General features: G+C 43.8%; 10 protein-coding genes. All 10 read left to right on the forward strand.

Going from position 1 to position 15,945, the window contains the following annotated elements:
* The first annotated feature begins 10 nt into the window (after positions 1-10).
* The 10 genes from X939_RS0109815 (at position 11) to X939_RS0109860 (ending at position 15,870) form a co-directional block, all read left to right on the forward strand.
* Positions 11-2,305 carry a glycoside hydrolase family 95 protein gene (locus tag X939_RS0109815; RefSeq protein WP_025763086.1) on the forward strand — a complete coding sequence of 765 codons (2,295 nt, stop codon included), beginning with the start codon at positions 11-13 and terminating at the stop codon, positions 2,303-2,305.
* Positions 2,306-2,498: 193 nt separating this feature from the next.
* Positions 2,499-4,385, forward strand: coding sequence for a beta-N-acetylhexosaminidase (locus X939_RS0109820; protein ID WP_025763087.1), 1,887 nt, complete (start codon positions 2,499-2,501; stop codon positions 4,383-4,385).
* A gap of 4 nt (positions 4,386-4,389) precedes the next feature.
* Complete coding sequence (locus X939_RS0109825) at positions 4,390-5,886, forward strand: sulfatase family protein (protein ID WP_025763088.1); 1,497 nt, start codon at positions 4,390-4,392, stop codon at positions 5,884-5,886.
* A 25-nt stretch (positions 5,887-5,911) separates the two neighbouring features.
* A complete protein-coding gene (locus tag X939_RS0109830) occupies positions 5,912-8,239 on the forward strand; it encodes a GH92 family glycosyl hydrolase (RefSeq protein ID WP_052353451.1) in 2,328 nt (775 codons plus the stop codon).
* 63 nt (positions 8,240-8,302) lie between these two features.
* Positions 8,303-9,778, forward strand: coding sequence for a sulfatase family protein (locus tag X939_RS0109835; RefSeq protein WP_044199106.1), 1,476 nt, complete (start codon positions 8,303-8,305; stop codon positions 9,776-9,778).
* Between the two features lie 46 nt (positions 9,779-9,824).
* Positions 9,825-11,141: an alpha-L-fucosidase gene (locus tag X939_RS0109840; RefSeq protein ID WP_052353433.1), complete on the forward strand. Its 1,317-nt coding sequence runs from the start codon at positions 9,825-9,827 to the stop codon at positions 11,139-11,141.
* Positions 11,142-11,580: 439 nt separating this feature from the next.
* Positions 11,581-12,462, forward strand: coding sequence for a glycerophosphodiester phosphodiesterase (locus X939_RS22980; RefSeq protein ID WP_025763092.1), 882 nt, complete (start codon positions 11,581-11,583; stop codon positions 12,460-12,462).
* 253 nt (positions 12,463-12,715) lie between these two features.
* Entirely contained in the window at positions 12,716-13,510 is a 795-nt protein-coding gene (locus tag X939_RS0109850) for a penicillin-binding transpeptidase domain-containing protein (RefSeq protein ID WP_374754299.1), read from the forward strand.
* Positions 13,511-13,676: 166 nt separating this feature from the next.
* Positions 13,677-15,044, forward strand: coding sequence for a Gfo/Idh/MocA family protein (locus X939_RS0109855; protein ID WP_025763094.1), 1,368 nt, complete (start codon positions 13,677-13,679; stop codon positions 15,042-15,044).
* A 250-nt stretch (positions 15,045-15,294) separates the two neighbouring features.
* Positions 15,295-15,870 (forward strand): DUF4136 domain-containing protein, encoded by a 576-nt coding sequence (locus tag X939_RS0109860; RefSeq protein ID WP_025763095.1) that lies wholly within the window; start codon positions 15,295-15,297, stop codon positions 15,868-15,870.
* The last annotated feature ends 75 nt before the right edge of the window (positions 15,871-15,945 follow it).

Below are 15,945 nucleotides of genomic sequence, written 5' to 3' on the forward strand. Positions count from 1 at the left end.
AGATCAGAAAATGAAAAAATTAATCCATACGGTTTGTCTTTTCTTGGGCCTGTCCTCGGTCATTATGGCTCAAGAAAAGCATCACCTGGTATATCATACCCCTGCAGAAAAATGGACAGAAGCCTTGCCAATAGGAAATGGAAGTCTGGGTGGGATGGTGTTTTCAGGCGTTACACAGGAACATATCCAATTTAACCAAGAAACCCTTTGGAAGGGAGCTCCTCATGACTATGCGCACCCAGGAGCCAAAACCTATTTGAGTGAAATTAGAAATCTACTTGCTGAAGGGAAGCAAATTGAAGCTCAGAAGCTGGCAAGTGAGAAGTTTATGAGTGTCCCTTTACAGCAAAAGGCCTATCAACCTTTCGGAGATTTGTATATTGACTTTGAAGGGCACGAGAATTATAGCAATTATAATCGGGTGCTCGACCTAGACAATGCTCTTTGCAGAACCTCTTATTCGGTCGGTAAAGTGAAATATGAAAGAGAAGTGCTGGCCAGCTATCCCGATCAGACCATCGCTGTCGAACTGAGTGCTAGCCAATCGAAGTCATTAAATTTTGCACTCTATCTGGATGCTCCCCATGAGGAAAAAACGATCGTTTCCAAGGATGGTACACAGACTTTAACCGTCAAAGTTAAAGATGGGGTGCTGAACGGAGTGGCTACCTTAACGCTAAAAACCGACGGTAATTTAAAGGTGGTTGATGGCAAATTGCAGATTAGGGCAGCCTCCCAAGCGTCTATCTACCTATGTGCCGCTACAAATTATAAAAATTTTAAGGATGTAAGTGCTAATCCTATGGAGTTGGTTAGGGCCCAAATCGCTAAGATAAAAAGCAAGTCTTTTAGTCAGGTTAAAGCCGATCACATCGCCGATTACCAATCACTTTATAATCGTTTTCAGATAAGCTTCGGAACCAATGAGAAATCGGGCCTGGCTACCAACGAAAGGCTTTTTGCCTTTGCTAAGGAGCCCAACGACCCGCAACTAATAGCCTTATACATGCAGTATAGCCGCTATCTCACCATTGCCTCAAGCAGACCGGGTACAAATCCGGCAACTTTACAAGGGATATGGAATGATAAGCTAACACCTCCCTGGTTTAGTAGCTACACAACCAATATCAATACTGAGATGAACTACTGGGCCGTGGAAAGTACGAATCTTTCGGAATGCCATGACCCCCTATTTAAGTTGATAGAAGAATGTGCACAATCTGGAAGCATTGTCGCGAAAGAACATTATGATGCCAGAGGTTGGGTTCTCCACCATAATACGGATATCTGGCGTGGAGCTGCCCCTGTTAACCATTCCAATCATGGCATTTGGGTTACAGGAGCCGCCTGGCTAAGTACCCATATTTGGGAATATTATTTGTATACGCAGGACCTCACTTTCTTAAAAGAGAAGTATCCACTCATGCGGGATGCCGCGCTATTTTTTACCGATTTTTTGGTCAAAGATAAGGTGACTGGTTATCTAATCAGCAGCCCCTCTACCTCCCCGGAAATTGGAGGCTTGGTGGCAGGGCCTACTATGGACCATGAGATAATCAGAGCATTATTCAAAATGGTCGTACAAGCCTCTGAAATTTTAAATCAAGATCAAGCCCTTGCTCATGATCTGAAAAAATTGATTCCTCAGATACAACCCTACCAGATTGGTAAACATGGTCAGTTGCAGGAGTGGTTACAAGACAAAGACAACCCTGATGAGCATCATCGTCATGTATCCCATTTGTGGTCGGTATATCCAGGCAATGAACTCAATCCGGAGGAGACCCCCGAATTTTTTGATGCAGCCAAACAGTCGCTAATGTATCGAGGGGATAATGGCACAGGCTGGAGTCTGGCATGGAAAATTAATTTTTGGGCCAGATTTCTAGACGGTAACCGGGCTTATCGGTTACTTCATAAATTGCTAAGCCCTGCCGAAGTACCTGGGAAACCAGCACGTGGAGGTACTTATCCTAACTTATTTGATGCACATCCTCCTTTTCAGATTGATGGTAATTTTGGTGGCACCTCAGGAGTTATAGAAATGCTGATGCAAAGCCATTTGGAATATATAAATCTTTTGCCTGCTTTGCCCGATGCGCTGGCTCAGGGAGAGGTTCGAGGATTATGCGCAAGAGGAGGGTTTGAGCTGTCTTTTCAATGGAAAAACGGGGAGCTGTCTCGTCTTGAGGTCTGGTCGAAGTCGGGAAATAAATGCAGCTTGAAGTATAAAGGTCATCACCTCTCGTTTGACACTGAAAAGGGACAGAAATATATTTTCAATGCTGAATTAAAGAAATTGTAGGCCTGAAGGAATATCACACAAAATGGGACTGGTTTTATACAAGAAAAACGGAAGTCAACATGATGAGATAGAAGGGTCTGAGCGCAATGTATGAGGAGAATCTGCAAAAAAAGAAACCTCATTAGCGGCACAGGTACAGGCGGAAATAAAAGAATAAAACTCCTTAGGTCTTAAGGATTGAATTATATCGAATATGATAAAAAATACCTCATCGAATCAATACTATTTAAAGGAAGGGAAGATAGGTTTCCTTCTGCTGTGCTTATTCATATTACTAGGAATTTCTCATCCCGGTAAATCCATAGCTATCATTCCGCAGCCACAGGAGGTGAAAATGGGGGTTGGGGCTTTTAAGCTTTCTGCCAAAACAAAAATATACATTCCAAAAGAGTATGCTGACGATTTAAAACCCTATTTAACTTCGAAACTAAAGACCGATCTGGGAATGGATCTGCAAGTCTATTCCGGAAGAAAAACAGGGTCTAATCATTATATCCTTTTTGAAAAATCGGTAGATATTTCACTTCCGAGTGAAGCGTATCAGCTACGGGTAGACCCGGATAAAATAGTGATTAAGGCCGGCGATTACGCTGGAATGTTTAACGCATTCCAATCCTTAAGGCAGTTGATACCGGTAGGAGCATCGGGTGAAATCAATATTCCAGTGTTAGCGATTAATGATCAGCCTCGCTTTGCATGGAGAGGAATGATGCTGGATGTTTCCCGACATTTCAGATCCAAGGAATTTATCCTAAAACAGATTGATCAATTTTCAGCCTATAAAATCAATAAATTTCATTGGCATCTCACAGATGACCAAGGCTGGAGAATAGAGATCAAAAAGTATCCAAAGCTGACTCAGAAAGGTGCCTGGCGTGCAGATAGGGAAGGCATCTCCTGGTGGCAACGGAGTCCGGCCATGGCCGAAGAGCCGAAGCCTGTGGGTGGGTTCTATACTCAGGAAGAGGTTAAGGAAATTATTGAATATGCCCGGATAAGAAATGTAGAAGTCATACCTGAAATAGATGTACCTGCCCATAGCAAGGCTTTGATTGCTTCCTATCCCGAACTTTTTTGTTTCGAAAAATCGAATTTCGAAGTGGCTGTAGGGGGGAAAGCCCCGGATAATGCTTTGTGTGCAGGGAGAGAAAACACCTACCAGTTTTTGGAGCATGTGATATCGGAAGTAGCCGCATTATTCCCCTCTCCGTATCTGCATATAGGCGGAGATGAGTGTGACAAGAGAAATTGGCTCAAATGTCCACATTGTCAGATAACCGTGAAGGATCAACAGCTCCAGAATGTCGAAGAATTGCAGAGCTATTTTATTCAAAGAATGAATGCCATCGTGGTTAGTAAGGGGAAGAAGATGATCGGATGGGATGAAATATTGAGTGGCAAAGGAGCGAAGGGAGCTACCATTATGGCATGGCGCCGGGGAATGCACAGCCCGGAGATCGATGCGCCTAGGAGTGGGTACCCAACCATTATGACCTCTTTTCAACATTCCTATATCAGTCAGGTCCAGGGTCCCAATGAACTGGAGGCGGAGGGTCCTAAGGGCATCGTGACGCTGTCTAAGCTTTACAATCATGAACCCATCCCTCAGGAGCTCACAAAAGCAGAAGCTGATTTGGTTTTAGGCACGCAGGCATGTTTATGGGCTGAGTTTACCCCTACTCCAGAGCATACCGAATATATGCTTTACCCAAGAGCCTTAGCCAATGCCGAGGTTGCCTGGAGCAATCCAGCAGTTAAAAACTGGTCCCGATTTCAATCGACTGTGGAAGACCATTTCGCGAGATTAAAAAGGGACGATATTAATTTTTCCAGGAGCCTCTATAGTATTTACGGCTCTTATGCCCTGGACAAGTTAAACCAGAAGGCCATGCTTTATCTTTTGACCGAAGCAGAGGGATATACTATTTATTATACTGTTGACGGTACCATCCCGACCAGTAACGCCATGAGATATGATGGGGTGGTGGCCTTAAAACCGGGTATGACCGTCAGGGCCGGATTGTTCGATAAGGACGGTAATCTGCTTAGTAGCAAACTCACAGAATTAAAATTGAAATAAAAATATGCGCTTAAATAAACTTGTATGCTTTGGTATACTTCTTTGCTGGTTGGGCAGTGCTGATAAAATTTATGGACAGAAAACTCCTAATATCATTTATATCCTATGCGACGACCTGGGCTATGGTGATGTACAGTATTTAAATAAATCGAGGGGGAAAATACCTACCCCAAATCTCGATAAGTTGGCGCAGCAATCCATGACTTTCACCGATGCTCATTCTGGTTCGTCGGTATGTACGCCTACACGCTATGGAGTCTTAACAGGAAGGTATGCCTGGCGTTCGCATCTTCAGGAAGGGGTATTGCTAGGAGGAAGGGAATTCGAACCTTTAATCGATAAAAATAGATTGACTGTACCTAGGCTGCTATCTCAGGCAGACTACCGATCAGCTGCCATCGGTAAATGGCATTTGGGCTTTCATTTTGTGGACGAAAACGGGGATAGCCTAGCGGTGAAAAACAAAAATTATTCATCAGGAGTACCGGTGGGCACCAGGATACCCGATGGGCCGACTACGCGTGGGTTCGATTATTATTATGGATTTCATCATGCTGCTTCCATGTCTACGCTCATAGAAAATGATCGGGTAGTCGGAGAGGTGCCCCCTATCGATATGCTGGACTTGCTCAGCAAAAGGGCGTGCAATTATATTTCAGAGCAGTCGAAACAAACGAAACCCTTCTTCCTGTATCTGGCATTAAATTCACCGCATTCACCTATTGTTCCTTCGGCTCAGTGGCAAGGGAAAAGTGGGGTAGGAGATTACGGCGATTTTGTCATGCAAACCGACGACGTTGTGGGGCAGATTATGAGTGCTTTAGCAGCCAACGGATTGGATGAAAATACGCTGGTGATATTTACCAGCGACAATGGTTGTTCCTATCCGGCAGCCAACGGCAAAAAACTGGAAAGTGAGTTCGGGCATTATGCCAGCGCCCAGTTTCGGGGCTCAAAGTCAGATATATGGGAAGGAGGCCATCGGGTTCCATTTATAGTGCGGTGGACAGGCACCATTGAAGCTGGTACCCTAAATACGGAAACCATTTGTTCTACTAATCTGATGGCTACCTGTGCCGAAATTACCGGGTTGAAGATCCCCGTGGAGGCAGGGGAGGATTCCTTCAGCATGCTACCCCTGTTATTAGGGAAAAAAGTGAAGAGGAAATATCCCATCGTTAGTCATTCCATCAATGGCATGTTTTCCATTAGGGAGGGAAAGTGGAAACTGGAGCTATGCCCAGGCTCGGGAGGATGGACCAACCCCACCGACAAAATCGCTAGAAAAAATGACATGCCCGAGGTTCAGCTGTATAATATTCTTACTGATGAACAAGAGCGGTTTAATCTTTATAAGAAATATCCCAAAGTGGTAGCAAAACTTACAGATGAGCTGATGAAGATCATTAAAGATGGCCGAAGCACTCCCGGTAAAAAGCTGGAGAATGATGTAGAAATTGACGTTTATAAGAATGGTGCCATGGGGAGTCATAAGGAATAGGATTGTGAATCAGAATAATTTCAAAATGAGTAGGGACATTATTAATATCTTTCTTTCAGGTCTTAAGAAAATAGCGCTTCTGACTTTTTTCGCCTTAGCTGTTTTACCTCACTGCGGATTCGCACAAAAGCTCCCCGTGGACTATATCAATCCTATGATTGGTGCGGTGACTTATGGTAAAAAGTCAAAGGATGCTCATGGGTTTGGGAAAACCTTTCCAGGAGCAGCGACTCCCTTTGGCCTGGTTCAGCTAAGCCCAGATACCTATACCGGTGGAGATAATGGCTCTGGGTATTCCTATGAGCATCCTACCTTAGAGGGATTCAGTTTTACTCATATGAGTGGAGTGGGATGGTTTGGTGATTTGGGGAATTTCCTGATAACCCCTGCTACTGGACCACTACGTACGAACAGAGGTCTTCCCGAAAATCCTGAAGGCGGTTACCGATCCCGATATTCGCATGAAACAGAAACGGCAAAAGCCGGTTATTACAGCGTAATACTCGAAGATTATAAGATTAAAGCGGAGCTTACAGCCGCAGCCAGAGCCGGTATCATCCGATTTACCTTTCCCAAAAATCAAGCGTCCAGAATACAAATTGACTTATCGCGCAGGGTGGGAGGGACTTCAACAGAACAGTATATAAAAATCGAAAATGAAAATACCATCTCGGGCTGGATGAAATGCCCTCCAGAAGGTGGGGGCTGGGGAGCAGGTGCAGGGAACGCCAATTATACGGTGTATTTCTACTGTCAGTTCAGTAAGCCCTTAAAAGATTATGGTATATGGAGCGCAGATATCCCGGATGGACCAAGGAAAATGAAACATATTGCTACTGAACCTTATCAGGCGGCAGTAGCCAACGCAAAGATATATAAGGATAAAAAGGAATTTCAAGGGAAGCATTTGGGTTTTTTCACAAGCTTTTCCACCCAGGACGGGGAAGAAGTATTGGTCAAAACCGGTATATCCTTTGTGAATGTACTGGGGGCCAAGGAAAATCTGGCATGGGATATCAGAGGTTGGGATTTTGATGAAGTCTATCGGAATGCCCGTAATTTATGGTCTAAAGCCCTTGACAATACCTCAGTTTCGGGAGGTACTGAAGATGAAAAGAGCATATTTTATACTGCGCTTTATCATACGATGATTGATCCCCGCGCTTTCTCGGATAGCAACGGAAACTATATAGGGGCCGATAATAAGGTGCACAAAACGCAGGGTTTTACCTACCGTAGCATCTTTAGTGGCTGGGACGTATTTCGTTCTCAATTCCCCCTTCAAACCATTATCAATCCTTCTCTGGTCAATGATGAAGTCAATTCTCTGATTCAGATGGCGGAGTTGAGTGGGAAGAATTACTTGCCACGTTGGGAAATGCTTAATTCCTATTCAAATTGTATGTTGGGAAATCCGGCGGTTTCTGTTATTGTAGATGCTTATGAAAAGGGAATCCGGAATTATGATATCGACAAGGCTTTTACTTATTCAAAAAACACAGTAGATACTTTTGCCAATACTTCTGCAGGCTTCACTCCGAATCAGATTTCAAAAACTTTGGAATATGCTTATACCGATTGGTGTCTGGGAACCTTTGCCCAGTCATTAAATAAACCCGATATCGCTAAATCCTATTTTAAAAAAAGCAAATCCTATGCCTCCATCTGGGACAAGGATGTCAACTGGTTTCACGCCAGAGACAAGAATGGGAACTGGACAGAATGGAAGGGTAAGACCGTCCATGGGCAAGGCAGTATTGAAAGCAACCCATTCCAGCAGGGATGGTTTGTGCCTCATGATGTTGAAGGTTTGAAAAAATTGATGGGTGGGGAAGAGGCCTTTAAGGCCGAATTAACTCATTTTTTTGAACAAACCCCTGACGATTTTTTATGGAATAACTACTATAACCATGCTAACGAGCCGGTACATCATGTTCCCTTTCTTTTTAATACTGCAGGGGTACCACATCTTACGCAAAAATGGACCAGAAAGATATGTAGTGCTGCTTATGGTGTGGGTCCATATGGCCTTTGCGGGAATGAAGATGTAGGTCAAATGTCGGCCTGGTATGTGTTGGCAGCCATGGGGATTCATCCTGTTTGTCCGGGCGATAATAAATATCAAATAACGAGCCCGGTTTTTAGCAAGGTAGAAATTCGCTTAGATCCTAAATATTATAATGGAAAGAAGTTTACCATTATTGCCCGTCAGAATAGTCCCGAAAATATCTACATCCAAACAATCAAATTGAACGGTAAACCTCTGGGCCGGTTCTGGATCAGCCACCAGGAAATTACAGCTGGGGGGACCTTAGAAATGGAAATGGGACCAAATCCTGTTATCACCAATTAATTAAATTATATGTTGCCTAATACCTTTAGTAAATTATCCAAGTGCTTAATTTTAAGCTCTTTAGTGTTGTTTCTATGCCCGATTGGCGCAGATGCTCAGTCTGCCAAACCTAATGAAAAGCCTAATGTGCTTTTCATATTTGCCGATGACCAAAGGGCCGATGCGATAGGGGCAGCCGGAAATACTTACATTCAGACGCCAACCATCGATCGGTTAGCGCATTCGGGTGTAATGTTCCAAAATGCTTATGTTATGGGTGGCACCCAAGGTGCCATATGTGCTCCTAGTAGAGCCATGTTAATGAGTGGGAAAAGCCTCTTTCATGTTTACGATAAATTGAACGGGGTATATACCATGCCCATGCATTTTGCAAAATATGGTTACGAAACCTTTGGTACGGGAAAATGGCATAACGGGGCTTCGTCTTTTGAAGCATCCTTTATGAAGGGTAAAAATATTATGTTAGCCGGAATGAGTAGCCACTATCAAGTCCCTTGTCGGGATTTGGGACCCGACGGCAAATTAGGAAAGCCTGCCATGAAAGGTTTTTCTACCGATATTTTTGCAGAATCAGCGATGGAATATCTCAATGATTATGCCGCTACAGATAAGAAGAAACCTTTTTTTTGCTATGTAGCCTTCACTGCCCCTCACGATCCCCGCTCACCCCGTGAAGATCATATCGGGATGTATGCACCAGAATCGCTGCCCTTGCCCGGAAATTTTAAAGCGCTGCATCCCTTTGAATTTGACAACCTTAATATCAGGGATGAAACCCTGGCACCCTGGCCACGTACACCCGAAATAATCCAGGAGTCCCTCGCAGACTATTATGCCCTTATTACACATATGGACAATAGGATTGGTGATATCATTAATACGTTGAAAAAAAATGGACTTTACGATAATACGATTATTGTATACGCCGCTGATAACGGCCTGGCCATGGGAAGTCATGGCTTATTAGGCAAGCAGGACATGTACGAGCATAGTACCAAGGTGCCGCTTATTATCAGCGGGCCCAATATTCCAAAGGAAAAGGTAAGCGAGGCTTTGGTTTATTTGTACGATTTATTTCCTACCCTAGCCGATTTGTGTAAGCTACCTAAGGTATCGGGTGTGGATGGAAGAAGCTTAACTCCCGTTATTTATGGTAAGGCTGCTGAGGTAAGAGAAACACTTTATACGGTTTACAGAAATACGGCAAGAGCCATACGAAATCAAGACTGGAAGCTTATTTACTATCCTGAACGTAATTTCTCACAGTTATTCAATTTGAAGTCCGACCCTTTGGAAATCAATAACTTAGCCACGATTACTGCATATGATAATAAAAAAATAGAGATGATGAATCTACTCAAGGATGCACATCAGGCTCAGGATGATACCTCCTCCCTAAACCCCTCCAAGATTCTCCCTCTGGAATACGACTACAAATTGTTAAAGCAAATTCCAGATCATCTTCAACCCCCTTATGTTTTGGAAAAATATTTCAAAGGGGTCAATGTAAAAAATGCCGAGAAAAGCAGTCATGACTGAGTTTTTATTTTCTCCATATAAATTTTTAAATGCTAATCTGCTAAGAATGAAAAGAGTAATTTTAATAGGTATATTCAGTGTCATTTCCGCGTTTTCTTTCGCTCAGCAATATCCGTACCCCATGCCCGAATACACCCCATCTCCTGAGAATCTGGCCAGACGACAGGAGTTTCAGGATATGAAATTTGGTTTATTTATACATTGGGGAGTATACAGTATTTTAGGAGATGGAGAATGGGTGATGTTAAATCAAAAAATCCCATACGACAGCTATAAGCGTCTGGCGAGCTTCTTCAATCCACAGGCCTATAGTGCCAAAGAATGGGTTCAGGTGGCTAAAGCAGCAGGGATGAAATACATTACTGTTACTACCCGGCACCATGATAGCTTTAGCATGTTTAAGACCAACGCCTCAGCGTACAACATTGTCGACGCAACCCCTTATGGCAAAGATCCCTTAAAGGAATTGGCCGAAGAATGTAAAAAAGAGGGCATCAAGCTTAACTTTTATTATTCTCTGTTAGACTGGGCCCGGGAAGATTATGGCTTTACAAAAAAAATTGTGAACGGTGCTCCCCAAGACACGGATTGGGACAGTTACATCCAATTTATGAAAGCCCAGCTGACCGAGCTATTGACAAACTATGGAGAGATAGGAGCCATATGGTTCGACGGGCACTGGCAGCGTAAGACTGCTAATTGGCATTATGACGAGATATATGCCTTAATTCATCAATTAAGTCCAGGTACCTTGATCGGGAATAATCATCATTTAACCCCCCTTGCAGGAGAAGACTTTCAAATGTTCGAAAGAGACCTGCCTGGTGAGAATAAAGGCGGTTTCGGAGCAGAATCTACCGTCAGTCAGTTGCCCTTGGAGTCCTGTGAAACCATGAATAAAACCTGGGGATTTAATATCCTGGATAGAGCTTATAAATCACCCAAGCAGATAATCCATTATCTGGTAAATGCGGCAGGCCGGAATGCAAATTTATTATTAAATGTTGGGCCGATGCCCAATGGAGAAATTCAACCTGAATTTATCGGAACCCTTAAAAAGACAGGAGAATGGTTGGCAAAATACGGAGTAACAATTTACGGAAGTAGAGGTGCCGTAGCTGCCCCTGAAGATTGGGGAGTGATAACCCGAAAAGAGAATGAATTATTTGTGCATATCTTAAAACCAACGAACACAGATTTCATCTTCGTGCCTAATTTTAATTACAGCATTGGCCAAGCGGTTTCATTTGAAAATGGTAATAAAGTTAAGTTTAAACAGCAGAAGGAAGGACTATTTATCTATACGAAAGATTTGCCGGCAAACGAGATAGACCAAATAGTGAAACTAACCATTACCCGGTAGGGATTTAGACGTTGTTCTGGCTAAGTTTCCTGTTTATTTAACCGGGCTTTTATCTCTGTTATGTCCTGCGCCAGATCTCTAATTTCCGTGTTCCAGGCGATAAATATCGTAACAATAGCATCATGTTGGGTTCATTACTGGCCAATAGGCAAAATGTAGTTTTGTCGCTACGGTATGCCCGGACAACTACCAGACCGGCACCAGGAATAAACCCAACTGATGAATGTTATTTAAAAAACGATTTTTCCCGATTTCGAGGTGTCGGATTGGGTATTCCTCAAGAAAATCCCTTCCAACCTACACCTTTCTGCGGTCTTTCAGTACTCTGAGTCCTTACCAAAATAGTAGCCTCTATACGTACATCCACAGTATTATGGAAGCACGATGGAACCATAAAGCGCAAGGTTCTAGTGTATGCAGCATTGTAAATCACCAGAAAATGAATTTAAAAGGAATAGGGTACCTCCTGATGCTGTGGGCATGGGGAGGTATAGGAGTTATGGGGCAGGGCAAAATCGACCCGATAAAAATGCCTGAACGGGGGCTATGTGCACATCGTGGATGTATGGATACCCACCCGGAAAATACCTTACCTGCCTTTAAAGAGGCGATACGCCTGGGGGCGCAGATGATCGAATTTGATATTCAGTTTACCAAGGATAGCATGCTGGTGGTCATGCATGATCAGGAGGTCGACCGTACTACCAATGGTAAGGGGCGGGTGGAAGAACTTACATTTTCACAAATCCGCTCCTTAGATGCGGGGATAAAGAAATCGGTTGAGTTCCAGGGAACGAAGGTGCCCACATTTGAAGAGACTTTGGCAATGATGCCAACCAATGTTTGGCTTAATTGTCACCTTAAAGGTGGTGCAGCTGCCGGGGCTAGGGCTGCCCATATCATAGCTTCTTCTGGTCGTCTTCACCAAGCCTTTCTGACCTGCTCCGAGGAGGCCGCCGATGCGGCGAAAGCCCTGGTCCCCCAGCTTAAGATATGTAATGTTGAAGGACGCTATCGAAAAAATACGGCTATATATGCTCAGGAAAGTATCCGAAGGGCTGCGGATTTTGTGCAACTGCTGCGCCCTGAACCTGATGAGGATAGAAAAGCCTCTTTCATAGCCTTAAGGGCAAATAACATAAAAATCAACTATTTCTATGCCGAGAATGCTCAGGAGCTGGAAACCTTATGGGGGCTGGGGGCCGATTTTATTCTGGTCAATAATTTAGTCGATTTCTTGCCTGAAGCCAAGCGCCTGGGAGTGCTTCCAGTAGTTCCTCTTTTCAGGTCAGCTGGTGGCAAGCCGAATGCAGATCGATAACTCAGCAGATAGGTAAAACCCGGGTCAACTTTTTGGGGCGGATTTTGTTCGGGTCTTAGTCTAAAAGTTCCTGTCGAAGGGCATAAGTCCAGTGAGCTGTTAGAAATAGTGTCCACGGGCTTTTTGTTATTGACCTACCAAAACCAGTTACACATTTAGATACTTTATTTATTCGCCGTTCTCCCAATACGGGTATTTTTGACTCTTTATCATTTAAACCCGTTGAATTATAATGAGCAGAAAAAAGCATATATTGATGATGAGCCTGTTCTGTAGTGTGCTGCTGAACAAAGTAGCTACGGCTCAAGACGATCTGGGCCGAGCATTTCGCGATTGCCAACTAAAGGGGAGCATTACCATATACGATAATGACGCCGCTGCCTGGATTTCCAGTGACATTGATGATAGTCATACCCCAACCCTGCCTGCTTCGACTTTTAAAATCATTAATACATTAATCGCTCTTGAAACTGGTGTTATAGCCGATGAAAATGAAATTGTAAAATGGCCTGGTTCTACCGATACCACCAAATATGGTTATCGCCCAGATATATATCATGACATGTCGCTGCGTGAAGCCTTTAAATTGTCGGCAGGATGGGTATATGTGGAACTTGCCAAGAAAATTGGAAAGGAGAGATACAAGCAATTTTTAGACGCCTGCCGCTACGGGAATGTAGATCTAAGCATTGACGATCCAGATTTCTGGAACCAAGGTAACTTCGCTATTTCGCCGGTCAATCAGATAAAAATATTGAAGGGTGTTTATGATGAAAGCCTACCGTTTAAAAAAGAGAGCTTTTCTATTTTGAAAAATATGATGATAGAGGAGCAGCAGGAGGAATACACCCTCCGTGCCAAAACGGGCTGGACCCGCTATGGGGGCGTGGATACCGGCTGGTGGGTTGGATATATAGAAAAGAAAGGAAAGGCCTTTTTCTTCGCTACCAGGGTTATTAAAGATAGAGCAATAAAGAATACAAACTTTGGGAGCTGCAGGAAAGAAATTACCAAAACAATCTTAAAAAGGCTCAACATGCTCGACTGACCCTTTGGGCTGGTGAGTACCGGATCCGGATTCCCCGATGCTGTAAGAATTTATGTTTATTTTCAAATATTCTTAGTAAACCCAGAGCTACCCATTCTTTTAAAGTGAGCCACCCCGCTGCAAATCCTGAGCGGGGCCGATAACCTTTAAATAGATTAATATAACCATGCATACGTTCAATATAAATCGACGAGGCTTTTTGCAAGGTGCTACGGCAGCCCTCGCTCTGACTGCATTTGGAGCACAAGGAATGGAATTGATAAATCCGGCCAAAACCTACCGGGTAGGTTTGATCGGAACGGGGTGGTATGGGAAAAGCGATTTGTTCCGGCTAATTCAAGTAGCACCCGTTGAGGTAATCGCCCTTTGTGACGTCGACCAGAATCTACTGAATGAAGCGGGCAAGCTAGTGAGCCAAAGGCAAAAGTCGGGAAAAGTGCCTCTTTTGTATGGTGATTATCAGAAAATGTTGAAGGAGAACCAGCTCGATATCGTGTTGATAGGGACCCCTGACCACTGGCATGCCCTGCAGATGATCGATGCGGTAAAGGCGGGGGCGCATGTATATGTCCAAAAACCTATAAGTGTAGATGTAATGGAGGGTGAGGCTATGGTTGCGGCTGCCCGCAAATACAAAAAGGTGGTCCAGGTAGGGACTCAGAGGAAGAGCACCCCGCACCTGATTGATGCAAAAAAGAATATTGTGGATGCAGGACTGCTTGGAAAGATTTCCCATGTAGAGATGTGCTGTTACTTCCATATGCGCAATGGAGCCAACCCGCCTCTGGAGCCTGTTCCTACTCATTTGGATTATGAAAAGTGGACGGGCCCAGCCCCCATGAGACCCTATGACGGACTACCTCATATTCGGTGGTGGAGAGCCTTTATGGAGTATGGAAATGGTATTACCGGAGATATGTGTGTGCATATGCTGGATACAGTTCGGTGGATGCTGAACCTTGGATGGCCCAATAAGATAAGTTCTTCTGGAGGGATTTATACCAATACTGAGGCAAAATCGAATATATCGGATACCCAGCACGCCGTTTTTGAATACGACAATTTAAATTGCATCTGGCAACACAGAACATGGGGAACCCCTAATAATCCCGATTACCCCTGGTCGTTTACCTTATATGGTGAAAAGGGAACCTTATGGGGAAGCACCATGTCTTATGATTTCATCCCCCAGGGAAAAGGCGAGAAGATTCATAAAGATGTGGTTTATGAGCGAGAAAAATACCCGGAAGACCTCAAAGAGGATCGCATAGAACTCAATGCAGCTCCCGCCACCCGATTGCATATGCTCGATTTTTTAAGCGCTATAGAGAGGAGCAGCCGACCCATCGCCGATATTGAAGAGGGACATATTTCTACTGCTAGCTGTATCCTGGCAAATCTGGCCATGCAATTAGGCCGTCCTCTCTCCTATGATCCCGTTAACAAAGAAGTAACAGGTGATAAAGAAGCAACGGCCCTGCTGAGCAGAGTGTATCGGGAAGGTTACGAACATCCTGATTTCCGGACCATTTGACTCTAAAGAAAAGATATTATAGACGCAGCAATACCTATGGTTATTGTTGCGTTTTTCGTTGTGAATGGGTGGTGATGGCAGCCGGACAGAATTCTAGAATTCTGATTAAAGCTAAAAAATGTTAAAAGCGGAAAATATCCCTCTTAAAAATGCTTTTCTGCAACATTTTTGCCCAAAAATGTGTATATATAAAGCAGCTTTGGCTGAGAATTAACATTAGAATCCTCAATAAACCAAAAACTGATTAGACATGAAAAACTTAAAATTTAGAATGAAATATTTATTGTATACAGGGCTCTTAGGAATGCTCTTAGTGGGATGTAGCCAGGCCTTGCAGGTCAGTTATGACTACGATTCATCGGTAAACTTAAAACAGTTCAAAACCTTTAATGTGGAGCCTGAGACGAATCTGGAACAGGACCCCTTACTGGGTAGTGAGCTTAATCGCCGCCGACTGCAGGATGCGGTAGTGGAAGTGATGGAGGGGAAGGGATATAAACTGGACAAAAATAACCCGGAACTTATTGTACGTTTTACCACGGACGTAAAGGACCGTCAGCAGGTAAGATCCAATAATATGTACTCTCCGTATATGTGGTGGTATGGAGGAGGTAATAATATCTCCACCTATAACTACCAGGAAAGTCGTTTCATCTTGAATATTTATCAGAACACTAGCGACCGAATGATTTGGCAGGGCTGGGCAGCTGGTAAGGTGAAGGCTCCAAGCAAAAAGGAAGACCGGGAGTCTATGGTAAAAAATACCATGGCAGATATCCTTCGTACCTTCCCACAGGCTACTTCGGATACCTATAGCCGAAATTAAGGCAGATTTCAAAATAAAGTTTAAGGGTGCTCCATCGGCACCCTTTTTTAATGTATAACGATAGGGTGCCTCGGG

The organism is Dyadobacter tibetensis Y620-1 (assembly GCF_000566685.1).
GTDB classification, from domain to species: domain Bacteria; phylum Bacteroidota; class Bacteroidia; order Cytophagales; family Spirosomataceae; genus Dyadobacter; species Dyadobacter tibetensis.